The 22,202-nt window shown below is 67.0% G+C and carries 20 protein-coding genes, 1 tRNA gene and 1 riboswitch; of the genes, 5 read left to right on the plus strand and 16 right to left on the minus strand.

The features are described 5' to 3' along the window. The first annotated feature begins 5 nt into the window (after positions 1–5). Positions 6–2,159 carry a glycosyltransferase family 39 protein gene (locus PV772_RS09270; protein ID WP_347885940.1) on the plus strand — a complete coding sequence of 718 codons (2,154 nt, stop codon included), beginning with the start codon at positions 6–8 and terminating at the stop codon, positions 2,157–2,159. 199 nt (positions 2,160–2,358) lie between these two features. After that, positions 2,359–2,522: riboswitch (cyclic di-AMP (ydaO/yuaA leader) on the plus strand. Between the two features lie 5 nt (positions 2,523–2,527). Continuing rightward, positions 2,528–3,217 (plus strand): hypothetical protein, encoded by a 690-nt coding sequence (locus PV772_RS09275; RefSeq protein WP_347885941.1) that lies wholly within the window; start codon positions 2,528–2,530, stop codon positions 3,215–3,217. A 175-nt stretch (positions 3,218–3,392) separates the two neighbouring features. Here the strand turns inward: PV772_RS09275 and PV772_RS09280 are convergent, their stop codons facing one another. The 3 genes from PV772_RS09280 to PV772_RS09290 all read right to left on the minus strand — a co-directional run bounded on the left by PV772_RS09280 (position 3,393) and on the right by PV772_RS09290 (position 5,373). Continuing rightward, positions 3,393–3,797: a VOC family protein gene (locus tag PV772_RS09280; RefSeq protein WP_141158138.1), complete on the minus strand. Its 405-nt coding sequence runs from the start codon at positions 3,795–3,797 to the stop codon at positions 3,393–3,395. Between the two features lie 103 nt (positions 3,798–3,900). Beyond that, entirely contained in the window at positions 3,901–4,536 is a 636-nt protein-coding gene (gene upp / locus PV772_RS09285) for a uracil phosphoribosyltransferase (protein ID WP_141158139.1), read from the minus strand. 12 nt (positions 4,537–4,548) lie between these two features. After that, entirely contained in the window at positions 4,549–5,373 is an 825-nt protein-coding gene (locus PV772_RS09290; protein WP_347885942.1) for a phosphatase PAP2 family protein, read from the minus strand. A 55-nt stretch (positions 5,374–5,428) separates the two neighbouring features. On the opposite strand from PV772_RS09290, the gene PV772_RS09295 reads away from it, so the two are divergent. Next, positions 5,429–5,944 (plus strand): nucleoside deaminase, encoded by a 516-nt coding sequence (locus tag PV772_RS09295; RefSeq protein WP_141158140.1) that lies wholly within the window; start codon positions 5,429–5,431, stop codon positions 5,942–5,944. Between the two features lie 44 nt (positions 5,945–5,988). Here PV772_RS09295 and PV772_RS09300 read toward each other — a convergent pair whose 3' ends face one another. From PV772_RS09300 to PV772_RS09315, 4 genes are all read right to left on the minus strand, one after another. Next, on the minus strand, positions 5,989–7,107 hold the full coding sequence (locus PV772_RS09300) for a glycosyltransferase family 4 protein (protein WP_347885943.1): 1,119 nt from the start codon (positions 7,105–7,107) through the stop codon (positions 5,989–5,991). Further along, the gene (locus PV772_RS09305; RefSeq protein WP_141158141.1) at positions 7,074–7,469 is read right to left on the minus strand and encodes a 6-carboxytetrahydropterin synthase; all 396 of its coding nucleotides are present in this window, start codon (positions 7,467–7,469) and stop codon (positions 7,074–7,076) included. The genes PV772_RS09300 and PV772_RS09305 overlap by 34 nt, the downstream gene beginning before the upstream one ends. A 3-nt stretch (positions 7,470–7,472) precedes the next feature. Continuing rightward, positions 7,473–8,501, minus strand: coding sequence for a dehydrogenase (locus PV772_RS09310; protein WP_347885944.1), 1,029 nt, complete (start codon positions 8,499–8,501; stop codon positions 7,473–7,475). Positions 8,502–8,570: 69 nt separating this feature from the next. Next, the gene (locus PV772_RS09315) at positions 8,571–10,154 is read right to left on the minus strand and encodes a DUF222 domain-containing protein (RefSeq protein WP_347885945.1); all 1,584 of its coding nucleotides are present in this window, start codon (positions 10,152–10,154) and stop codon (positions 8,571–8,573) included. Between the two features lie 109 nt (positions 10,155–10,263). Between PV772_RS09315 and PV772_RS09320 the strand changes: the two genes are divergently transcribed. After that, a tRNA-Ser gene (locus PV772_RS09320) sits at positions 10,264–10,353 on the plus strand. 115 nt (positions 10,354–10,468) lie between these two features. Here PV772_RS09320 and PV772_RS09325 read toward each other — a convergent pair. After that, a complete protein-coding gene (locus PV772_RS09325; RefSeq protein ID WP_347885946.1) occupies positions 10,469–11,503 on the minus strand; it encodes a zinc-dependent alcohol dehydrogenase family protein in 1,035 nt (344 codons plus the stop codon). A gap of 440 nt (positions 11,504–11,943) precedes the next feature. Here PV772_RS09325 and PV772_RS09330 point away from each other — a divergent pair, with 440 nt between their 5' ends. Further along, a complete protein-coding gene (locus PV772_RS09330; protein WP_141180746.1) occupies positions 11,944–12,294 on the plus strand; it encodes an STAS/SEC14 domain-containing protein in 351 nt (116 codons plus the stop codon). A gap of 13 nt (positions 12,295–12,307) precedes the next feature. Here PV772_RS09330 and PV772_RS09335 read toward each other — a convergent pair whose 3' ends face one another. From PV772_RS09335 to PV772_RS09370, 8 genes are all read right to left on the minus strand, one after another. Then, a complete protein-coding gene (locus PV772_RS09335) occupies positions 12,308–12,823 on the minus strand; it encodes a hypothetical protein (RefSeq protein ID WP_347885947.1) in 516 nt (171 codons plus the stop codon). A gap of 71 nt (positions 12,824–12,894) precedes the next feature. Continuing rightward, on the minus strand, positions 12,895–15,174 hold the full coding sequence (locus PV772_RS09340) for a gluconokinase, GntK/IdnK-type (protein WP_347885948.1): 2,280 nt from the start codon (positions 15,172–15,174) through the stop codon (positions 12,895–12,897). Positions 15,175–15,205: 31 nt separating this feature from the next. Continuing rightward, positions 15,206–16,435, minus strand: coding sequence for a D-mannonate dehydratase ManD (gene manD, locus PV772_RS09345; protein WP_109044767.1), 1,230 nt, complete (start codon positions 16,433–16,435; stop codon positions 15,206–15,208). A gap of 36 nt (positions 16,436–16,471) precedes the next feature. After that, entirely contained in the window at positions 16,472–17,884 is a 1,413-nt protein-coding gene (locus PV772_RS09350; protein WP_347885949.1) for a mannitol dehydrogenase family protein, read from the minus strand. After that, entirely contained in the window at positions 17,881–19,284 is a 1,404-nt protein-coding gene (gene uxaC / locus PV772_RS09355; protein ID WP_347885950.1) for a glucuronate isomerase, read from the minus strand. Before uxaC ends, PV772_RS09350 begins: the two co-directional genes overlap by 4 nt. Positions 19,285–19,287: 3 nt before the next feature. Then, positions 19,288–20,193 (minus strand): sugar phosphate isomerase/epimerase family protein, encoded by a 906-nt coding sequence (locus PV772_RS09360; RefSeq protein WP_307361758.1) that lies wholly within the window; start codon positions 20,191–20,193, stop codon positions 19,288–19,290. 3 nt (positions 20,194–20,196) lie between these two features. Further along, positions 20,197–21,357, minus strand: a complete 1,161-nt coding sequence (locus PV772_RS09365; RefSeq protein WP_141180740.1) for a Gfo/Idh/MocA family oxidoreductase — start codon at positions 21,355–21,357, stop codon at positions 20,197–20,199. Further along, on the minus strand, positions 21,354–22,202 hold the full coding sequence (locus PV772_RS09370) for a sugar phosphate isomerase/epimerase family protein (RefSeq protein WP_141158153.1): 849 nt from the start codon (positions 22,200–22,202) through the stop codon (positions 21,354–21,356). Before PV772_RS09370 ends, PV772_RS09365 begins: the two co-directional genes overlap by 4 nt.

The following is a 22,202-nucleotide window of genomic DNA, read 5'->3' on the forward strand; positions in this document are numbered from 1 at the left end:
ACGCCATGGCCAGCCACTACCCGACCCCGCCGTTCTCAAGCACCGCGACCGGCGTTGAGCGTCCCTCCGGGGCACGTGCAACCGGACCCCGGGCCGTAAGGGCCCGGGCTGCCGGCGACGGGGGAACAACGTCCGCCGGGGACAGCGGGACAAAGTCCGTCCGGCCTCCGCGGAATCCCCAGGCCCTCCGGCGGCATCTGGAACTGGCGGCAGTACTGGCCGGAACGGCCGTGTTGTACCTGTGGAACCTCGGCGCATCAGGCTGGGCGAACGCGTTCTATTCCGCCGCGGCCCAGGCGGGATCGCAGGACTGGACTGCCTGGTTCTTCGGTTCCTCGGACGCTGCCAACTCCATCACGGTGGACAAGCCGCCGGCCTCGTTGTGGATCATGGGACTGTCCGTCCGGATCTTCGGATTGAACCCGTGGAGCATCCTGGTCCCGCAAGCGCTGATGGGGGTCGGGGCCGCCTGGCTGCTCCACCTTGCGGTGCGCCGTGCCGCGGCGCAGGCCACGGGTGACCACACCGTCGCCCACCGGGCCGGGTTGCTGGGCGCTGCCGTCCTCGCCCTCACGCCGGTTGCCACGCTGATGTTCAGGTTCAACAACCCTGACGCCCTGCTGGTGCTGCTCATGACTGCCGCCGGGTACGGGATCCTCCGTGCAATCCAGGAGGACCGGCCCCGCTGGCTCCTGCTGGCCGGCGTGTTCCTGGGCTTCGGCTTCCTGGCCAAGCAACTTCAGGTCCTGCTGGTGGTTCCCGGGTTCGCCCTGGCCTACATGGTTGCGGGGCCGGGCAGGCTGGGCCGGCGCCTCCTGCGGCTGGCCGCGGCAGGGGCGGCGTTGGTTGTTTCCGCCGGCTGGTGGCTCGCGGCCGTCGAGCTGACGCCTGCCAGCATGCGGCCCTACATTGGCGGGTCGCAGGACAACTCCATCCTGGAACTCACCCTTGGCTACAACGGATTGGGGCGGCTGACGGGCGACGAAACGGGCAGCGTGGGCGGGGGCAACGGCTGGGGCGTCCCCGGCCTGTTCCGGATGTTCAACAGCGAGTTCGGTGGCCAAATAGCGTGGCTGCTGCCCTCCGCCCTGATCCTTGCGGCGGGCCTGCTGTGGGTGGGCCGACGGGCGCCGCGGACGGATCCGGTGCGTGCGTCGGTGGTGGCCTGGGGCTCGTGGGTCCTGGTGACGGGCCTGGTGTTCAGCTTCATGGCCGGCATCATCCACCCCTACTACGCGGTGGCGCTGGCGCCGGGCATTGCGGCACTTACCGGCCTGGGCGCTGTTCTCCTGTGGCAGCACAGGCAGCAGCTGGCCGCTGCCATCCCGCTCGCGGCGGCGGTGGCAGCGGCAGCCCTGACGGCGTTCTCCCTGCTGGGCACCACCTCGGCCTACGGTCCGTGGCTGCGCTGGCTGGTGCTGGCGGCAGGGCTGGCCGCTTCCGCCGGAGTGGGCCTCAACCGGTTCCTGGGCCGCCGCTCCCTCCAGCGGACGACGGCGGTGCTGGCCGTTGCTGCGTCGCTCGCCGGGCCGCTTGCCTACTCCGTCTCCACGGCATCGGCGGCGCACAGCGGGGCAATCGTCAGCGCAGGCCCCACGTCAGGGTTCGGTACGGGCCCGGGCGGTACGGGCCCGGGCGGAGCGCCCGGCGGCACCGGGGGCAACGGGAACGGATTCGGCCCCAGTGGAACAGGCAGCACAGCCCAAGGCACGCAGGGACAGGGCACGCAGGGACAGGGCTTCCGGCAGCCAGGTACCCAAGGCGGCACAGGGTTTGCCAGGGGCCGCAGTGGAGGGATGGGCGGCCTCTTGGGTGCCCCCACGCCGTCGGCCGGGCTGGTCACCGCGCTCCGGGCGGGGGCCTCAAGCTACACCTGGGCTGCGGCCGTGGTGGGTTCGAACAACGCCGCCGGTTACCAGCTGGCAACCGAACTTCCAGTCATGGCGGTGGGCGGCTTCAACGGCACCGATCCCTCCCCCACGCTGGCGCAGTTCCAGGAGCTGGTGTCCCAGGGAAAGATCCATTTCTTCATCGCGGGCGGGACCATGCGCTCCACCAGCGGCTCGGATGCAGCAACGCAGATCGCTGAGTGGGTGGCCGCCAACTTCCAGTCGCAGAGCATCGGTGGCACCACGGTGTACGCCCTGGCAGGCCAGTAGCGAGGCAGTCCGGCCCGGACCGGAAGTCCCCGGCGGGCTGGACTGCTTCCGTTTAGCCGGTCCTCAGCGCGTGCGGCCGCAAACCGACGCGCGGAATCCGCGACTTCCGTTACCTAAATGTGACTTCTGCTTAATCTTCCTGTACCGTCGATTGGGTGCGGTTTCCGTTCGGGCCGCATATCCCGGGTTGACGCCAAGCTCTGCCGCTTCCCCGGATTCCGATTGAGCAACGGCAGAGGCGGGGGACCCACCGTCCCGGGCAATGACTGCCCTTGGGGTTAAGCCAGTACGTGATTTTCATTCCGTACGGCCGGATGCCCTCATCCGAACCCGACAGCTAACTCCGCAGGTGTGAGAGGCGATCAATCATGTCCAAAAACACGGCAGAATCATGCCTGCAGGCTAAACACAGGGCCAAACCGCAGGCCAAGAAGACCACCCTGGGCCAGCGCGCCGCCGTCCTTGCGGCATCGTGCGCGGTACTGGTGGGGGTAGGCGCGGCCGGACAGGCCACCAGCAGCATGACCCCGGCGTCGTCCACCCAGTCAAACACGGCAGCAGCCGACGCCCAAATGAGCATCGAGAAGAGCGAAATCCGCTCCAACCCGGTGGAGAGCCCCGCTCCCGCAGCCATCAGCGTTGCACCGCAGGCGGCTGAACCGGCTCCGGCAGCAGCGCCCGCGGCTCCCGCACCGGCCCCCGCCCCGGCACCCGCACCGGCCCCCGAGCCTGCACCCGCCGTCGCAGTCAACGATCCCGCCGGCGCCCAGGCATACGCCGCCGGCCAGCTGGCCACATTCGGCTGGGGACCTGACCAGATGCAGTGCCTGCAGACCCTGTGGACCAAGGAATCCGACTGGACCACCACAGCTACCAATCCCAGCAGCGGGGCGTACGGAATCGTCCAGTCCCTCCCCGCCGAGAAGATGGCCAGCTCAGGTGCGGACTACCTCACCAACTACCGGACCCAGATCAACTGGGGCCTGGATTACATCAAGAAGAGCTACCAGTCCCCCTGCGGTGCACTGAACTTCCACCTGGCGCACAACTGGTACTAGGCACCATTTCCCTGCCGCGGCGCGACGAAGCGGCACCTTCAGCTGAGCCTTTCCAGCATTGACGGCCGCCCGACGACGCGTCCCTGGCCCCGCCGTCGTTCGCCCTGGAGTGGGGCCCGGCAGGGAACTACCGCGCAGTGAGGGCCGCATCCCCGGGGATGCGGCCCTCACTGGTTTAAGGTGCAGAGCTTGGCGCCGCGCCTGCCCCGGCGTTCCGCCAGGGTATGCACTGGACAGACCACTTGTTGCCGTCCGGATCGGCGAAGTACACGAAGTGTCCCCAGTCCTGGACGTCCACGTCACTGACGTCCACACCGTTGGTTTTCAGGAAGTCATGCGCCGCGGTGATGTCGCTGACCACCAGTTGCAGGTTTGACCCGGTGCCGGGAGGTGCGTCCGTCAGCCCCTCGCCAATGCAGATGGAGCAGGCCGAACCTGGCGGCGTCAGCTGCACGAAACGGAGGTCGTCCGAGGGCCGCTCATCGTAGTCGGCGTTGAAGCCCACCTTGTTGACGTAGAAGTCCTTGGCGCGGTCAACGTCGGAGACAGGGACAAAGACAAGTTCGAGTTTCCAGTCCATCCGCACAGGCTAGCGGCGGGGCGCCGGTCCGAAAAGGCCCAGCGCAAAAAGAAAGCCGTCTAAGACAGTCCCTCCCCGACAGGTCCCGTCCGGAGGCAGGTGGCTACCCGGCGATGCCGTAGAGGCGGTCGCCGGCATCGCCCAGCCCGGGAACGATGTAGGACTTCTCGTTGAGCTTCTCATCGATGGAGGCCAGGACGATGTGCACGTTTGCGTCGCCCAGTTCCTCCTCCAGCTTGGCCAGGCCCTCCGGAGCCGCCAGCAGGCAGATGCAGGTGACGTCCGAAGCGCCCCGCTTGAACAGGAACTTGATGGCCTCGCGCAGGGTGCCGCCGGTGGCCAGCATGGGGTCAAGGACGAACACCTGGCGGCCGGTCAGGTCCTCGGGGAGGCGCTCGGCGTAGGTGATGATGTCCAGCGTTTCCTCGTCCCGGGCCATGCCCAGGAAGCCTACCTCGGCGGTGGGGACCAGTTTGGTCATGCCCTCCAGCATGCCCAGACCCGCCCGGAGGATGGGGACCACCAGCGGTGTGGGCTTGGTGAACGCCGTACCGATGGTGGTGCTGACAGGCGTTTCGATGGTGACGGGCTCGGTGCGGACCTCCCGCGTGGCTTCGTAGGCCAGCAGCGTCACCAGCTCTTCCGTCAGCTGCCGGAAGACAGGCGACGGCGTGTTCTTGTCCCGCAGGACGGTGAGCTTGTGGGCGACCAGGGGGTGGTCAACAACGAGAGTACGCATCCCCCAAAACTATCATCCGGCGGTGTCCTTGTTGTGGCCTCCGTGGGCGTGCTCATTGCCGCCGTCGCCCCCATGGTGCGCTTCCTCGGCCACCACGTCGCGGACGATTGGACGGTCGAACGACGGCGCCGCACCGGCGTGCTCCCGCCTGCGGACCAGGTGGAACAACCTGTGCGCCAGAATGACCACGCCCACCCACGTAAGGCCGAGCAGCCACCCGGCCATGACATCGGTCAGCCAGTGGTGGCCAAGGAAGACGCGGCTCAGCCCCATGGCGATGATGAACAGCGTGCCGCCCGTGATGGCCGAGACGCGAACCACCGTGGCCTGGAACTGGAGGCAGATCAGGTACACCACCAGGCTGATCACCACGGTGGTATTCAGGGTGTGGCCACTGGGGAATGACGGTGAATCCTCGTATGGGGGCACCGCGTCCGCGTGGTCCGGGCGGGTGCGGCCCACCAGTTTCTTGCCGAACGTCGTGGCCATGATGGAGACGGCCGCTGCGCCGCCAACCAGGATGAGGGGCCGCCAGTTCCGGCTGAGGAAGGTCAGCCAGGCGGTGAGGATGCTGGCGAGGATGGGCATTCCGATTCCGCCGCCGATATTGGTGAAGCCGGTAACGAACGCATCGAGGCCGGGGCTGCGCAAGCTCTCCGACAGGGCCAGGGCCGGCTTGTCCAGGTTGGCCAGGCCCGCGGAATCCACCACATTGTCGTACACCTCGGCGCCAAGCAAGGCCAGGGATACGATGATCGCACCGCCCACGAGGATGGTGAGGACCAGCGCCGCATAGGGCTTGAACCAAAGACCTAGGCGATCCCGAAGAGTGTCCATGGTGCCTCCCGGCGTCGGTAAGTAACCTGAGTATCCCCGAAACTATCATTGAGCCATGCCGTTGCCCGAAAAGAAACATCATGCCTGGATGGGCCTTGCGTTGGCGGAAGCGCGCCGGGCACTCGCCACGGAGGATGTTCCCATCGGCGCCGTGGTGCTGGGGCCCGACGGCGGGGTCCTGGGTTCCGGCCGGAACCAGCGGGAGGAACTGGGCGACCCCACGGCCCACGCCGAGGTGGTGGCCATCCGGGAAGCGGCGGCCCGGCTGCAGGAACGGGCACGGCTCGGCGGCGGCAGCGGCGACGGCTGGCGGTTGTCTGATTGCACGCTGGTGGTCACGCTGGAACCCTGCGCCATGTGCGCCGGCGCGATCGTCCTGGCCCGGATCCCGCGGGTGGTGTTCGGGGCCTGGGACGAAAAGGCCGGCGCTGCCGGTTCGGTGTTCGACATCCTCCGCGAACGGCGGCTCAACCACTGGGTTGAAGTGTACCCGGGCGTCCGCGAGGAAGAGTGCGCCCTACTGTTGCGGGAGTTTTTCGCGGGACACCGGAGTATCAGCCAGCAGCCCTAGTCCACAGCCCTAGTTCGCAGTCGGCCCGGTCTCCAGTCCCGCTGTCAGTCCCGGGCCCCCAGCAGGGCCAGCACTTCCCGGGCGGTACTGCTCCAGCCCGGTAGCCTCGTCCGCGCCTCCAGCGCTGCTGCGCGCCAGCTTTCGCGGAGAGCGGCGTCCCCAAGCCACCGCCGCAGGACCCCTGCCAGCAGTCCGGGACTTTCCTGTCCCCCGGCCGGCAGCCGCAGCACTGCCCCGGGAAGGCGGGGGCCGCCGTCGGCCGCTGTTAATCCTGCCAGGCCCAGGGCCTCCACTGCCCCTGTCCCTTCCCGGACAACGACGGGGATGCCGTGGGCCAGGGACTCGGTGACCACCATTCCGAATGCCTCCGCCCGGGACAGCAACAGGCTGAGGTCGGTCTTCGCCCATTCATTTTCCAGTGTTTCACCGGTCAGCTCGCCGGTGAGCCGGACCCGTTCCTGCAATCCGTGGGCGAGGACGGCGCCCCGGATTTCCTGCGCGTAGGCTTGGTCGGCGCGGTCGGATCCCACCAGGGACGCAGTCCATGGCAGGTCCTGGATTTGGGCGAGTGCTTCCACGGCCAGCAGCTGGTCCTTGTTGGGCAGCAAGGCGGCCACCAGGGCCAGGTGCGGGGGCGTTGAACCGCAGGCCTGGGCTGCCGGGACAACTCCGGGCAGGACAACCCGCGCTTGCGGGAGCCCCCGTCTGCGGAGCTCGTTTGCCGCAGACGTGCTGGTGCAGATGACGCCGGCTGCGGCGCGCAAAGCCCTGGCCTCACCTAGAAAGGCCCGGCCGCCTGCATCTTCCGGCACAGGCATATGCACCAGGACCCACGTTTGCCGGCCGGCCTTCCCAGCGAATTCCAGTTCGTCCGGAGCGCCGACGGCCACCAGTCCATCCACGATCGCCACAGGCAGCCCGGGATGTGTTTCCTGGTCCCACGCCCCGAGGAGGGCGCCCAACCGGCGTCGATCGTGTGCGCCGGCATCCGGCCAGGTGCCCTCCACGGCAATGACCTCAACCCCTGCACCCAAGGCCTGGAGGCCGGCAACCAGGCGCGCGTTGTAGACGTTGCCGCCCGAGCTGTGGCGGATGTTGCCGGGGACCAGCAGCCGGATGTGCCGCACGGTCAGGCGGTGAAGTCCAGGGAATAGGCGGCCCACGCGTCCGGGTTCTCGCGCAGCGTGACGTCGAGGCCTGCGAGTTCGCGGCCGTCGTCGCTGTCCTTGATCCGGGTGGCGACTTTATTGGCAATGTACTCGGCCAGCGCCTCCGTGGTGCTGAGCTTGCCGTCGAAATCCGGATGCTCGTCCAGGTTTTTGTAGTTCAGGTCGGCGAGTACTTCCTCGATGATGGTTCCGGCGGCACCGATATCCAGGACGATCGCATCATCGTTCAGGGCGCGGCGGCGGAAGGTCACCTCGGCCACGAAAGTGGCCCCATGGAGTCCCTGTGCAGGTCCGAAGGCTTTACGCGGAAGGCTGTGGGCGATCATGAAGTGGCGGCGGACGGTCAGGCTGAACATGGGTTACCTCAAGGTTTCGGAGTCGTGGGCAGCTGGGCTGGTGGCGGGGTATTCGACGACGTGGCACAGGGCTTCCAAGGTGCCGTCCGCCAGGCTTTGGACGACGCCGGGCAGGTCTTCGAACCGGGACGAACCTGTCAGGAATGCGTCGAAGACGGGGTCCTTGAGCAGCGACACCGCCAGGTCCAGGCGGTCGGCATTAGTGCGGCGGTGGCGCCGGGCGCGTGCCACGGCACCAACCTGGCTGGCCCTGATGGATAGGCGCCGGGCGTGGAAGTCCTCCCCCAGCGGCACAGTGACTTCCCGGTTGGCGTACCAGGACATTTCGATCACGTCACCCTCATCGCCGACCAGCTGCAGGCTGCGTTCCAGTCCCTCCTGCGAAGCTGAGCAGTGGAACACGATGTCGCAGTCGGCCAGGGCTTCGTCGGGGTGTGCGAAGTCCACTCCGAGGGCGTCCGCGAGCTGCTTCCTCCCCGCGTCCAGGTCCACAAGCTGCAGGCGTTGCAGCGGGAAAGTGCGCAGGAGCGTGGCCACCATTCCGCCCACCAACCCGGCACCGACGACGGCGATCCTGTCCCCCAGCCTTGGCCCGGCTTCCCACAGGGCGTTGACCGCCGTTTCCACCGTTCCCGTGAGGACCGCCCGCCGGGAGGGAACGTCGTCGGGAATCCTGGTCAGGGACTCCACCGGGACAACGTAGAGGTCCTGGTGGGGGTTCAGGCAAAACACGCGCTTGCCCTTCCACCCTTCGGGCCCGTCCTCCACGACTCCCACCGACAAGTAGCCGAATTTCACGGGCCCGGGAAACTGGCCTTCCTGATGCGGGGCCCGCATTTCCTCCGCGACCCGCGGTGGCACTGCCCCGGCATGGACCACCATTTCGGTGCCCTTGCTGATGCCGGAGTAGAGGGCACGGACCAGCGCTTCACCGGGTCCCGGGGCGGGCACGTCCTCGGCCCTGAGCTCGCCATGCTCCTTTGCAGTGGTCCAGTATGCGGTGGCGTGGATCGGAGTCTGTGAATTTGTCATCTTGCTGACGAATCTATCCGGACGCGCGTCGGCGGGGAAAGTCCGACGACGCGTGGCGGGTTGATCGCGTCAAGAGACAAGGTGCTTGAGGAGCGCTTCCTCGAGGACGCTTCGCTCTCTGGCGACGCGCAGTTCTTCAGGCACCATTTCTTCGTCTGTCATGTTTTGCCCACGTGACAGGCACCGTTCACCTTGAAGGAATCCCGAGGGCCATCCCGGAGGCCACTGGGCCGGTTCCCAGTCTTGGTGTTCGCTTTGATAGTGGCGGCCGGTGGGTGAGGTCCAGCCGGGTGGTTCGTTCTTGGTGGCGGGGGTGGGTTTCCAGCCGGTGGTGTGTCGGAGTTTGTGGTGTTTCGGGCAGGGTTGTCCCAGGTTGCTGATTCCGGTGGTGCCGCCCTTGGCCCAGGCGAGGATGTGATCGGCATCGTTGTCCAGGGAATTGTTGCTGCACCCCGGAAAAGGACACTTCCCGTCCCGCATCCGCAACCACGCCCGCATCGGACCTGTCACCCGGTAACTCGTCCGGCCGATCTCCAACGGGGCCCCGTCCCGCGGATCCACCAACACCCGGTAAAACGACCCCGCCCCGTTTGCGACCAGTTCCCTGGCCATGGACGGCGGAACCGGCCCATACCCGTCCAGCACCGCCGGCTCGTCCGTCAGGCCCAGCAGCGAGAACACCGGAACCGTGACCAGCACCTGCGCCCGGACCGGCGACGGCACACGGTCCCGGACGGCACCCTCACGTTCGCTGGAGCTTCCACTCGCACCCGCACCGTCGCTGGAGCTACCACTCGCACCCTCGGTCAAACTGCCGCTGCCACCGATGTCGCTGGCGCCGGCGCCGTTGGTGAGGATCGCGTCGGCGAAGGTATCGGCCCGGAGCTGGGTCAGGGTCCTGCCCTCGCCGGGGCCCTGCAGGCCCCGGGCGGTCGCAGTCAGCCGGTTCCACCCCGCCAAGGCCTGGCCCGCGGGAAGGCACGCGGAGAGCCAGGCCATCCCGTCCTGGTCCGCCCGGAACTCCACCCGCCGCTCAGACACCCCCTTGGCGTGGCGTGCCTCGATGCTCTCGGCGTGGTGGCGTTCCCGCCAGGTCCGGGCCTTGGCCTTGAACCGGTGCGCCGGCAACGCACCCACCGGGCAGCCCCGCGCCGGGTCCGGGGCGCCCGGGTCCAGGAAATGGGCTTCCAACGCCGCCGCCCCCGCAGCATCCAGGCACGCCGTCTCATCCGCCATCACCACCGCGTGGCCCCAGGAGATCACCCCGGCCTGCAACGCCGACAAGGTCAGCGGCAACAAGGCAGTCACCGCATAGGAAGCAGCCAGGAACGACGACGCGGCGCGCGGACCCAGGGCCAACACGCACCCGATCTCCGCCGCGACCGCCATCTCCTGCGCCTGCACCGGCACATCCGGCCCCGCAACCACGTCGGCGCTCTCCGCATACGTCACCGCAGCCCTGGCCTTCAGGCCAGCAAACCCGGCCTCGACCTCCCGGACACCGGCCAGAATGTCCAGGCACCCAGCCGCCACACCAGCCAACGGATCAGCCGCAGAAAAAGGCTCCAAACCAGCCCCGTCGACCTCGGCATTCAGCACAGCAAAGGCAGCCCGGATCTCCCCAAACGCCCTCACCACCGCCGATTTCCCCATAAACCCATCATGACAAGGGGGTACGACAATCAAGACGGGGGCCGGAGCACTGGCCGGGTGTGCGCACGTTTTGGGGATGCAGGCCTTGCTCCGGTACCCTATTGAGGTTGGTGACGTGTCCGAGCGGCCGAAGGTGCAACACTCGAAATGTTGTTTGGTGTAAAAGCCAACGTGGGTTCAAATCCCACCGTCACCGCCACGTAGAAAGGCCCTGCTTCCCTGTAAAAGAGAAGCAGGGCCTTTCTTCATTCCAGGGAAAAGGGGCACCGGGTGACGCTGCGACATGGACCACCGCCCGGTCCGCGCCGAACGCGTCAGCGCGTCGGATCGATCATCGTCATGCCCGCGAGCTTCGCGGTGTCCAGCCGGGGCAGCATTTCGGCAGCTTCGTCCATCCCAATGACGCGTTCGATCAACTTTTGGGGTTCAAGTGCCCCCGACTCAATCAAGGCGAGCATTCCGGGATAGTCCGCGGCGGCCATCCCGTGGCTTCCAAAGACGTCCAGTTCCCAGGCGATCACCCGCGCCATGGGCACCCGGGGGTGGCCTTCCACCGGCGGCAGGAGCCCGATCTGGACATGCCGGCCCCGGCGGCGCAGGCTCAGGAGTGCGTCGGCGCACGTCTGCTCGCTGCCGACGGCGTCGACTGAGACATGGCTCCCTCCGGTGAGTGCGTGCACCTGCGCTGGAATGTCTGAACCGTCTGCAGTTAGGACATGGTCCGCGCCGAGGCGCGCAGCCACCTCAAGGGCGGCCGGGTTCCGGTCAACAGCGATCACATTGCCGCCGAGGGCCTTGGCGATCATGACGGTGCTGAGCCCCACGCCGCCTGCCCCGATGACGGTAACCCATTCATCGGCGTTGAGGCCGGCCCGTCCGGTCAGAGCCCGGTAAGCGGTGGCAAACCGGCAGCCCAGGCTGGCGGCAGCCTCGAAGCTGACCCCGTCGGGAACTGCCACAAGGTTGGTGTCGGCAGCGTGGATTACCACCTGCTCGGCGAAGGAACCCCAGTGAGTAAAGCCTGGCTGTTGCTGCTGCGGGCAAACCTGCGCGTTGCCGCCGAGGCACCACTCGCAGGCGCCACATCCTTCCACGAATGGCGCGGTGACGCGGTCGCCGGCCGTCCACTTCGTCACTCCCGGGCCGACACTGGCAACGACTCCGGCGAACTCGTGTCCCGGGACGTGCGGCAGCGCTATGTCGTCGTGACCGGCCCAAGCATGCCAGTCGCTGCGGCAAAGCCCCGTGGCAACGACGCTGATGACGACGCCGCCCACCGGCACCTCAGGTTCTCCAACCTCCCGGACGGCCAGCGGCCCAGCTATCTCATCCAAGACAATCGCGCGCACATGACCTCCACATATCGACGTTGTGCCGCCCACGTGCTTGAGCGGCTCAGGCCGACATCTTCCCATGTGGGCCCGATGCGTTGAAAACCTCCCCAAGACGATGTATTGGCCGCAGCGTGCTGCCAGGGGACCGTCGTCGGGCCTGTCCCAACTGCGCGTCGGCCCCCTGCCTTGGAAGGCCACTGCCGCCCAATAGCCGACGTGGGCGTTCTGGAAGGAACCCCGGACGATCGGCTCAGGGTCAGGACGCCTGGAGGCCTTCACTACACATCAGCGAAGCGGACGGTGCAGCTCACGCCTCAGGTATAACCGCTGGTCAACCGATTGTCGCAGCCATCAGGCAGAATAAGCCCAAGGAGTCAGGTGTCCGGAAGACAAGCGCTGAATGAGAATCCAGGACGGGAATGAACGAATACTTTGCTGCCTCTTGCGATAGGGGCGTGCTGCAGTTGGAGTGGAACCCCGGCGTCCACATAACGTACGACCTTGCGGTACGTGCTGCCCGGGTCCTGGAAGGCCTCAGCGTTGGCCTGATGCTGCCCGTTCTGGTGGATCTCGCGGGAGTTGCCGGGCTGACGCCGGAGGCCAGGGCCGGCATGAACGCCTACCGCGGGTTTTCCGCCGTCGCCCTGGTCGGGGACGGACCCACGGGCAAAGTGGTGGCCGCGTTTTCCCAGCGGTCGCTGACTCCCACGGCCTACTTCACCGACCGGAGCGAGGCATTGCATTGGCTATCGGAGCAGGCCGCCCCAACCGGGATGCCAGGTAGAGCCACGCAGGCTGAGCCTTGAGGGCCCGCTGAAGTCAGAGCAGTGTCGACGGCGACGGATTCCTTAGTGCCCCGCCCTCGGCGCGCTTTTTGATGCCAAGCAGCATGGCACGGTCCATGACAAGGTAGCCGGGCCGGAGCAGGAAGTCCGTCACGCGAAGACCGAGTGGCCGACCGGGGCCCGTCAGCGTCCGGAGCAGCAGCCTGGTCCCCGCGTCGCTGGCATCGCGGAGGACGAACTGCCACGTCCCGGTTACAGTCCCGGGTGGCGCGCCGGGGCTTGAGTCCAGAACCAAGTGGCTCCCGCTTTGCATGTCCACTACACGCGGCCCGCGCCGCCCGCCCGGGTAACCACCAGGTGTGAAGGCGATGATGTCTCCCACCTTCAGGTCCTGCCACTCTGGATGCACCCGCTCCGCATTGACCATGCGTGGACAGACCGGTTGCGACGGCGGCCGCAAGGAAACCGCGAAGCCGGCGTCGCTGGGGGCCAGGCCCGGATTGTGGACCGGAACGGACACCGAGACCCGCCGCTGTGCCGCCCATGGCACTCCTCCTCTTGGTTCCAGGGATGCCTCGAGGCTACAAACCGACACCCCGAGGCCCCCAGAGTCCAAAGCCCCTACAGCCGGGTGTCGAAGGACCCGCAGAACACGTTCTCGTTGAACGTCCCGTGGAACTCGGACTTCCCCTGGATCTTCTCCACGGCAGCCCGGATCGCTTCCCGTGTCCCGGCGTGCGCGTGGATGGCTGTCTTGACCATGGGTACGTCGATCAGGTGGTTCGGCTGATTGAGGGAGACGAACACGGTGGGCACCTCCGTGACGTACCAGGGAATTTCCGCCGCCATTGGCGATGACCACTTGATCCGGATGGCTGCCTCCTGCGCGAAGCCCTTGACGTTGGCAAAGACAAAAGCAGCATCGTACTTCTCCGCGTAATCCCCCGTAGCCTCTTCGGAGATGATGGACATGAAGTTCACCCCGGTCTCCCCCGCCGCTTCGCGCTGTTCAGCCGTCCGGAACAAGGACACCTCGAATCCGGCAACCTCGAGTTCCTCCTTGACCACCTCCAGGTAGGCCAGCGGGTCGGCGCGGGTGAAATCGGACCCGCCTGAGATTCCGTACAGGCGGATCCTGGGATGGGTCTGCGGAGTGATGGGCAGGTTTCCCGCGGTGTCCTTGACCAGGGTCACGGTCTTGTCCGCGATCTCCGCAGCCACCGAACGGTGCGCAGCAGATCCAATGACGGCAAGCGCCCCGGCCGGCGGCACCAGCTGGTCAACAGGCTTGAGGTGCAGGCCCAGCGACGCCTTCAGGCCGAGTATGCGCCGCAGGGCGTCGTGCAGCCGCTGCTCGGTGATGACGCCCGACTTGTAGCCGTCCAGCATGTACTGGAAGTCCTCGGCCGGGTTCCGGAAGAAGAGGAACATGTCGCAGCCGGCGGCGATCGTGGCAGGCACCAGGTCCCTGCGTTTCTTCGCCTGCGTGAGGCCCACCATCTGCGAGGCATCCGTGAGGACCAGCCCGTTGAAGCCTAGTTCCCCGCGCAGCAGGTCCTGCAGCAGTTCGGGTGAGAGCGTGGCCGGCAGGATCTCCGCGTCGGGCAGGCCGGGCCGGAAGTGCCGCGAAACTTCCGGCGCTCCAATGTGGCCCACCATGATGGACTGGACGCCGTGGCCGATCATTTCCCGGTACACGTGCCCGTAGGTCCGGTCCCATTCCTCATAGGGGAGGGTGTTGTAGGAGGTGACCACGTGCTGGTCGCGCTCGTCGATTCCGTCGCCCGGGAAGTGCTTCATGGCGCAGGCCGTGGGTGATTCGCTGATGCCGTCGAAGTATTCTTTGGCGCGTTCCACCACGATTTCCGGGGTATTGCCGAAAGAACGCGTGGAAATGACGGTGTTCCGCCAGTTGTAGTGGATGTCCACGATCGGCGCGAAAGCCCAGTTACAGCCCAACGCCGCGGTCTCCACCCCGGCCACCTGCCCCATTTGCCGGGCAATATTCTTGTCCGGGTGCGAGCCGGCCTGGAGGTGCGTCGAGACGAAAGTGCCGTCGTCGCAGCTGCCGGCTCCGCCCATCTCCGGGTTGGACGCGATCAGCAGCGGAATCCGGGTCCTGGTCTGGGCGTAGCGGATGTGTTCCTGCACGGCCGCGGAAGGTCCCGGACGGTACCGCATGCCGCCCACGTGGTACGTGTCCAGCACGCCGTCGAGGTACTCGGGTGAGTAATCGTTGTTGTGGTTGATGAACAGCTGCCCGATCTTTTCCTCGAGCGTCATGGCACCCAGGGTGGCCTCCACCCAGGCGATGGCGTCGGCGTCGAGATTGAACGGCGCGGCGGCAAGGTCGACGTCGAACCGCCGGGAAGCAGTGCCATGGGTTCCCTTGGGTGAAGGTACGACGGCGGAGATCCCCTTGAGTGCCTGGGCCACCACGTCCGGAACCGGCGCGGCGATGTCCACAACGACCCCGCGTTCATCCTCCTGCAGCGGTTCCAGGGTGGCCAGCTGTGAGTCCAGCAGCGCGGGAGGCATGAAGTGTCCGGTGCGGCCTTCCGTCCGGGCCTTCAAGACCTCTTTGCTGCCATTCAGGTGCAGGAAAATGGTGTCCGGAGCCTGTTCCCTGATGGCGTCGCGGTAGCTGCGGCGAAGGGCCGAACAGGCGAGGACCAGTCCGCCGTCGCCTGCCTTGGCAAGCTCGGCACCCACGGTTGCGAGCCAGGGCCACCGGTCCTCGTCCGTCAGGGGCGTGCCAGCAGCCATCTTGGCGACATTTTCCACAGGATGCAGGGAATCGCCGTCCAGGAACGGGATGCCCAGTTCGCGGGCCACGAGATCGCCGATGGTGGTCTTGCCGCTGCCGGAGACGCCCATGACGATGATTCGGATCTTGCTCATCGGGTGCTTTCCTTACCAGTCGCGGCCAGCCTCACCAGTCATGCACCGTGCCGTCGACCAGGCGGTTGTAGGGCAGGTACGCCTGCTGGTAGGGATAGGCGGCGGCGGCTTCCTCGTTGAATTCGACGCCGATGCCGGGCTTGTCGCCGGGGTGCAGGTAGCCGTCAGTGAAGGTCATGGACTGCTCGAAGACTTCGTTGGTCTTGTCCGAGTGCTGCATGTATTCCTGGATGCCGTAGTTGTGGATGGCAAGGCCCACATGCAGCTGCGCGGCGAAGCCCACGGGGGAAATATCCGTGGGGCCGTGGAAGCCTGACTTGATCTGGTACTGCGCCGCGAAGTCCATGACCTTCTTAAGCGGCGAAATCCCGCCGAAGTGCGTGGACGCTGCCCGGACGTAGTCGATCAGCTGTTCCTTGATCAGCGTCTGGAAGTCGAACACGGTGTTGAAGATTTCACCGATCGCCAGCGGTGTGGTGGTGTGCTGGCGGACCAGGCGCAGGCCTTCCTGGTTCTCCGCCGGGGTGCAATCCTCAAGCCAGAACAGGTCGTAGGGCTCCAGTGCCTTGCCCAGTTTCGCGGCCTGGATGGGCGTCATCCGGTGGTGTCCGTCATGCAGCAGCGGGATCTCGGGGCCGAACTCGTTCCGGACAGCCTCAAAGACCGTGGGCAGGTGCCGCAGGTAGGCGCGGGTGTCCCAGTCCTCTTCCTGCGGGAATGCTCCCCTGCCGGCGGGCTCGTAGTCATACCGTTCCCCCGACGCCTGCGCTTGGGCAGCCACGCCGTAGACGGCTTTGATCCCCGGGATGGCGGTCTGGATCCGGATGGATTTGTAGCCGAGTTCCAGGTGTTCCCGTACGGAATCGAACAGCGACTCGATGTCCGAACCGGACGCGTGGCCATAGGCGCGCAGCCCGTTCCGGGACGCCCCGCCCAGCAGCTGGTACACGGGAAGCCCGGCAACCTTGCCCTTGATATCCCAAAGCGCCATGTCCACGGCGGCGATGGCCGCCATGGTGACCGGGCCACGACGCCAGTAGGCGCTCCGGTACAGGAACTGCCAGGTGTCCTCGATCCGGTGCGGGTCCTTGCCGATGAGCAGCTGCGCGACGTGCTCCTTCAGGTAGGCGGCGACGGCGAGCTCGCGGCCGTTCAGGGTGGCGTCGCCGATGCCCGTCACGCCGTCGTCCGTGGTGATCCGGAGGGTCACGAAGTTTCGGGTGGGGCTGGTAACGAACACATCGGCGGCAATGATTTTCATGGGACTAACTGTTCCTTCCGGAAGTAAAAGCGGGTTTCAGGTACTTGCAGGGGTGGCGGCCGGGGTCGTTGCGAAGGATCCGAGCAGCCGGGAAACAAGGGCGACGACGCCAGGGTCCTCTGCGAGGGCAGCGCTGACGAGGCGAAGCAAACCCTGCACCCGATTGGTGCCGTCAAGTGCCACAGCAGCCTGGATTTCGGCGGCGAGCGGATCCTGGAAGTCGTTTCCCGCGGTGACGTAGTCAATCCAGGCGGCAAGCATCAAAGCGCTGCCTGCGCCACTGCGGCCGTCGGCCCGTTCCGCCGCCATCACGGGTACCGCCCGCATGCGCAGCTTGGTGGTGGCATCGGCCGCGATCTGTGCGAGCCGGTGGGCGATGCGCGCGTTTCCGAAGCGTTCCAGCAGGGCCCGGCGGTACGTCGGGATGTCCAGTCCTTCCCCCTGCAGGTGGTGGGCTGCCTCGTCCCAGAAGTCCTCCACGGCTTTCCGGCAGAGGGGGTCTGCCAGGGCGTCCGCCACGGTGGCATGCCCGCGGAGCTGTCCCGCGTAGGCAAGGATGGAATGCGAGCCGTTGAGGAGCCACAGCTTCCGGTTCTCATAGGGCTCGATGTCACCGACCACGACGGCGCCGGCCTCCTCCCAGCGGGGACGCCCGGCCGGGAAGTCCCCGCTGAGTACCCAGTTCCGGAAAGGTTCAGCCACCACCGGCGAATTGTCGCTGTAACCGCATTGCTCTTCCACCTCTGCGATGTCCGCCTCGGTGGTCCGCGGCGTAATCCTGTCCACGGACGTGCTGACAAAGCTGACGTTCGCCTCGATCCACCCGGCCAGCCCGGAACCCCATCCGGAGGCCAGTCCCAGGACGGCCCGGCGGGCAACTTCACCGTTTGCGGACAAGTTGTCGCAGCTGACGACGGCGATGGGTCCTGAGCCGCTGTCCCGGCGCCTGGCAAGGGCCAACACCAGGCGCCCCAGCGGCGTGCCGGGCACTCCGGCCTCCCCGGACGCTGCTGCCGACAGCGCCCGGAGGTCATCCGCGGCGCCTGGAGTGCCGGCGTTGAACGTTCCATCCGCGGCCAGCCCGTAGGCCGCCTCGGTGATGGTCAGCGTGACCACCGCCGTCTCCTTCGCCGCGACAAGCTCGCAGAGCCGTGCGGTGTTGGCGCCGTCCACCGCTTCCACAATGCTGCCGATGACTTCGAAGCTGTCCCCGCCGGCCGACCGTTCCACCAGCGTGTAGAGGCAGTCCTGGCGGGACAGCGCTGCCGCGGCGTCGGGGCGGCGGCCCGTGAACGCCGCGATCCCCCACTCCGCCGCGTCCGGGGCGTGCTGGGTATACCAGGCCTGGTGGGAGCGGTGGAACGCCCCCAGCCCAAGGTGCACGATGCGCACCGGAGGCTTGGGCAGCGGCTTCAGGCTGCGGTTGAGTGCCGGCGGCGCGGCGTTCACAGCTTGAACACCCGCCGGGGTGACGCGTCCACGATGTCCACGATCAGTTCATGCGCCCGTTCCTCGGTGACCCGGTGTTCAGCAACCAGCCTGGCCAGGAAGGACGCCTCGATTCGCCGGGCGGTGTCATGCCGGGCCGGAATGGAGCAGAAGGCGCGGGTGTCATCGATGAACCCGGAGGACCGCGAGAAGCCAGCCGTCTCCGTCACCGCCGAGCGGAACCGCAGCATCGCATCCGGGGCATCCAGGAACCACCACGGCGCACCGAGGTACACCGATGGGTAGAATCCGGCCAGCGGCGCGAGTTCACGGGAGAAGACGGTCTCGTCAAGGGTGAACAGCACCAGGTGGAAGTCCTTGGCGGTCCCGAAGTCCTGCAGCAGCGGCCGCACCGCCTCCGTGTAATTGACCGCCACCGGAATGTCGTGGCCGGTGTCGGCGCCAAAAGCCTCGAATGTGGGTGCGTGGTGGTTGCGGAACGAGCCCGGGTGGATGGTCATCACCAGGCCGTCCTCCACCGACATCCGGGCCATTTGGTAGATCATGTGCGCTTCGAAGGCGTCCCGGTCCGCAGTACTGGCCTGGCCGGCCCGGCCCCGCTCGAAAAGCCGCTCCGCCTCGCCGTCGTCCAGTTTCAGGGTGGCAGGTGTGAACACCCCGTGGTCGGCGGAGACGGCGCCGCGTTCCACGAAGTGCCGCCGGCGGGACTCGAGTGCCTTGATGTACCCGGCGTAGCCGGTGACACCCTCCCCCGCAGCGCTGAGAAGGCGTTCCACGTTCTCCTGCCAGGCCGGATGTGCCATGTTCAGGTACTGGTCCGGCCGGAAGGTGGGCAGCACGCGGCCTGCAAAGGCGGGGTCCGCCTGCAGGGCGGCGTGGCTGTCCAGTGAGTCCAGTGGATCATCCGTGGTGGCGAGCACCTCGATGTTGAATTCCTTGAACAGTTCCCGTGGCCGGAAACCGGGCTCGGACAATTTGGCTTGCAGGGCATCGTAGAGTTGGTCCGCGTTCTGGCCGGACGGTTCCTCGGCCAGGCCGAAGACGTGGGCGAACTCCTGGCGGATCCAGTACCCGGAGGCGGTTCCCTCGAAGGCGGGCCATGCTTCACAGAAGTGCCGCCACACCTGCCGCGAGTCTGCCGGCTGGTTGCCCAGGCCCAGCTGGTCCATGGTCACCCCGCCGGCGTGGATCAGGCGGGTGACGTAGTGGTCCGGAGTGACCAGGAGTGCGGCCGGGTCCGGGAACGGGGTGTTTTGTTCGATGACCGCGGCGTCGACGTGCCCGTGCGGGGAGATGATAGGGAGCCCTTCCACCCGGGAGAAGAGCGCGCGGGCAATGTCCCGGACCCCGGGATCGGCGGGCAGGAGCCGGTCCGGGTGGTCCGCTATGGTCTGCGCCATGGCTCAACGCCTCCCGGCTGCGACATTGAGCCCAGCCAGGGCCGCCGTGGCGCGGAGGTACTCGAGGTTCCCGGCGGTTCGTTCAGCCAGCGGCAGCTCAGTGGAAAAGTCCTCCACGGTCACCCAGCCGTCGTATCCGAAGGCGGCGAGCGCCTTGAAGTACTGCAGGACGCTGCCCTGGCCCGCGCGCAGGGGCGCCCACTCGTTCCTGAAGATGGCCGCCCCTGATTCGTCGGTCTCGCCGCTGTCCACCCACACCGCGTTCTTCACGTGCACGTGCGCCAGGTAGTCGCCCAGGAGCTCGAAGGCGGGGAGGTAGTCCTCCTGCCCTTCGATCAGGAGGTTTCCCAGGTCATGGATGACGCCGACGTGCCGGGGGTCCAGTCCGTCCAGGAGCCGCAGCGCCGATGATGCCGACGCGGTGATGGTGCGGTGGTGCAGCTCCACGAGCGCCTTCACCCCGTGGTGCGCCGCCCGCTCGGCAATCCATTCGAAATCGCGGCGGGCAGCAGCGAAGAGCTCCGGGTACGGGGTGCCGCTGGCCGGTTCGTTGCCCCAGGCTGCGGTTCCGAGCGGCGGCGTGGTCACCCGCACCTGGCCGGCTCCGAGCTTGGCGGTCGCGGCGAGCATGCGGTCCACATCACCGTGGTTGTCGCACCGCGCGTACCCGCCGATGCCGGAGAACTCCAGGCCGGCGTCGCTGGTAATGGCGGCGATCCGGTCCAGGTGGTCTTCCATTCCGGCCAGCGGCACGGTGGCTTTGTTCCCGGCCCAGAAGCCGGGCTCGGGGGCGTCGCCCTGGTCCGTGATGCGCCATTCGACGCCGTCCCAGCCCTGGCCGGCCAGCTGCTGGACGGCATCCTCGGGGGTCCACTCGGGTGTTGATGCGGTAAATACTGAAAACTTCATGGCTCAGGCGCTTTCTGCCGCGGTGCCGGTGCGGACTTCGAGGTCGTTGTACTTGCCTGCCAGGACATCCTCGAAGAGGACGGGCTGGCCGAGGGTGGCCGAGACGTACACCGAACGCACCGCGGCCAGGGCATTGACGGCGTCGCTGACGGTGACGCCGGGCTGTTTCCCACCGGCGATGGCGGCCAGGATGTCCCGGTACTGACGGACGTGGCCGGCCGGGTACACGGTGGGATCGGCTGCTTTGTAGTCTTCCTCGGGGTACTTGGCCAGTTCTTCCTCCGCCTGGTTGCCGCCGCCCTGGAGTCCCATGTCCGCCGAGGCACCGCCTGCGGCCCTGCTGTGGAAGTACTCCAGCCGGTCGTTGTCCACCACGGCCGAGCCCTCGGAGCCCATGAGCTGCACGCGCACGGTCAATCCCGGGTAGGCGGCAGTGGTGGCGTGAAGGACAGCCAGGCCGCCGTTCTCGAACGTCACGGTGGCTACTGCCGTGTCCTCCACTTCGATGCGTTCGTGGGCGAGGCGGGCGGTGTGCGCGAAGATTTCCACCGGCCGCCCCATGAACCACAGGAGCAGGTCCACGGTGTGCACGCCCTGGTTCATGAGGGCGCCCCCGCCGTCCATCGCCCACGTGCCGCGCCAGTCGCCGGAGTCGTAGTAGCCCTGGCTGCGCCACCACGCCACAGAGGCGATGGCGGAGGTCAGCTTGCCGAAGCGGCCATCGGCGATGGCGCTGGACACAGCGACGCTGGACTGGTCGAACCGGTGCTGGCTGATGACCGAGGCAACGATGCCCTTGCCGGCTGCTTCCTTCGCGGCTGCCTCGATTTCCTGGGCCCGGCTGAGGTCCACGTCGAGGGGCTTTTCGATGACCACGTGCTTGCCTGCCGCCAGCACCTCCAGGCTCTGCTGGATGTGCAGGCCACTGGGAGTCGCCAGTGCCACGAGGTGGATGTCTTCATTGGCGAAGGCCTCGGCCTGGGTGGTGTACAGGGCCGGCCGCGTACCGCCCTGCTGTTCGATGAAGTCTGCGAGTGCTTCGGCGGCTGCCGGGATGGCATCGATGAGGGCGACAATGCGGACTTCCGGGAATTCGCGGAGGGCTACGGCGTGGGTGCGGCCAATGACGCCGCACCCGGTGATGGCTGCGTTCAAGGTGCTCATGCGGTCTGGACTCCTGCTTCTGCGGTGACTTTGGCGAAGGCGCGTGCTGCGATGCCGAAGGCCGTGGGGCCGGAGAATCCGCCCAGGCCGTGGGCACCTGCCAGGTGCGGCTCAAGGGAAGCGAAGCCTTCGTAGCCGTCGGCTTTGAGCGCCTCCACGGTCTTCAGGACGTCCCCGTCTCCTTCGCCGGCAGGCACCACGTGGCCGTTGGCGAAGAGGGCATCCTTGACCTGGAGGTATTCCAGGTGCGGCCGCAGCTTTGCGTATCCCTCGTCGAAGGGCTTGACGCCCACCTGGACGAAGTTGGCGGCGTCCCAGGCCACTTTCAGGGCTGGTGAGTCCACGGTCTCGATGATGTCCAGCACACGGTCCGGGACGTCCCCAAAGATGTCTTTTTCGTTTTCGTGCAGGAGGATCACGCCGGCTTCCTCAGCGACATCGGCCAGGGCCCGCATACGTTCCATGACGTCATCCCGGATGCTGTCCACCTGGACTGACTCGCCGTAGTAGAAGGAGAAGATGCGGATGTACTTCGCGTCCAGCACCCTGGCTGCATTGACTGCCCGGCGCAGCCGCTCCACCTCATGCTCCACCGGGAGGCTGACGTCCACCTTTCCAATGGGCGAGGCAATGGCCGAGACCTTCATGCCTTTATCTGCCAGGAGGGCGGCAAGTGCCTGCAGCTGCCCGTCGCTGAGGTCCACGATGTTGGTTCCCCATGCGCTGCGGACCTCGATGTGGTTGGCGCCGAGGGCCTGCAGCACGGCTATCTGGACTGCGGGGTCGTCGTCGATTTCGTCGCCGAAGCCTGACAGCTGCCACGTGACCTGGGTGGTCGAAACCAT

It is taken from the genome of Pseudarthrobacter sp. CC12, assembly GCF_039907755.1.
Lineage (GTDB): Bacteria > Actinomycetota > Actinomycetes > Actinomycetales > Micrococcaceae > Arthrobacter > Arthrobacter niigatensis.

Coding starts and splice junctions, on each gene's coding strand:
- PV772_RS09340 (WP_347885948.1), bottom strand. CDS start 15,174: ATGAGCAAGATCCGAATCATCGTCATGGGCGTCTCCGGCAGCGGCAAG.
- PV772_RS09295 (WP_141158140.1), top strand. CDS start 5,429: ATGCCGTTGCCCGAAAAGAAACATCATGCCTGGATGGGCCTTGCGTTG.
- PV772_RS09305 (WP_141158141.1), bottom strand. CDS start 7,469: ATGTTCAGCCTGACCGTCCGCCGCCACTTCATGATCGCCCACAGCCTT.
- PV772_RS09370 (WP_141158153.1), bottom strand. CDS start 22,202: ATGGTTTCGACCACCCAGGTCACGTGGCAGCTGTCAGGCTTCGGCGAC.
- PV772_RS09365 (WP_141180740.1), bottom strand. CDS start 21,357: ATGAGCACCTTGAACGCAGCCATCACCGGGTGCGGCGTCATTGGCCGC.
- PV772_RS09290 (WP_347885942.1), bottom strand. CDS start 5,373: ATGGACACTCTTCGGGATCGCCTAGGTCTTTGGTTCAAGCCCTATGCG.
- uxaC (WP_347885950.1), bottom strand. CDS start 19,284: ATGGCGCAGACCATAGCGGACCACCCGGACCGGCTCCTGCCCGCCGAT.
- PV772_RS09360 (WP_307361758.1), bottom strand. CDS start 20,193: ATGAAGTTTTCAGTATTTACCGCATCAACACCCGAGTGGACCCCCGAG.
- PV772_RS09270 (WP_347885940.1), top strand. CDS start 6: ATGGCCAGCCACTACCCGACCCCGCCGTTCTCAAGCACCGCGACCGGC.
- PV772_RS09280 (WP_141158138.1), bottom strand. CDS start 3,797: ATGGACTGGAAACTCGAACTTGTCTTTGTCCCTGTCTCCGACGTTGAC.
- PV772_RS09315 (WP_347885945.1), bottom strand. CDS start 10,154: ATGGGGAAATCGGCGGTGGTGAGGGCGTTTGGGGAGATCCGGGCTGCC.
- PV772_RS09310 (WP_347885944.1), bottom strand. CDS start 8,501: ATGACAAATTCACAGACTCCGATCCACGCCACCGCATACTGGACCACT.
- manD (WP_109044767.1), bottom strand. CDS start 16,435: ATGAAAATCATTGCCGCCGATGTGTTCGTTACCAGCCCCACCCGAAAC.
- PV772_RS09275 (WP_347885941.1), top strand. CDS start 2,528: ATGTCCAAAAACACGGCAGAATCATGCCTGCAGGCTAAACACAGGGCC.
- upp (WP_141158139.1), bottom strand. CDS start 4,536: ATGCGTACTCTCGTTGTTGACCACCCCCTGGTCGCCCACAAGCTCACC.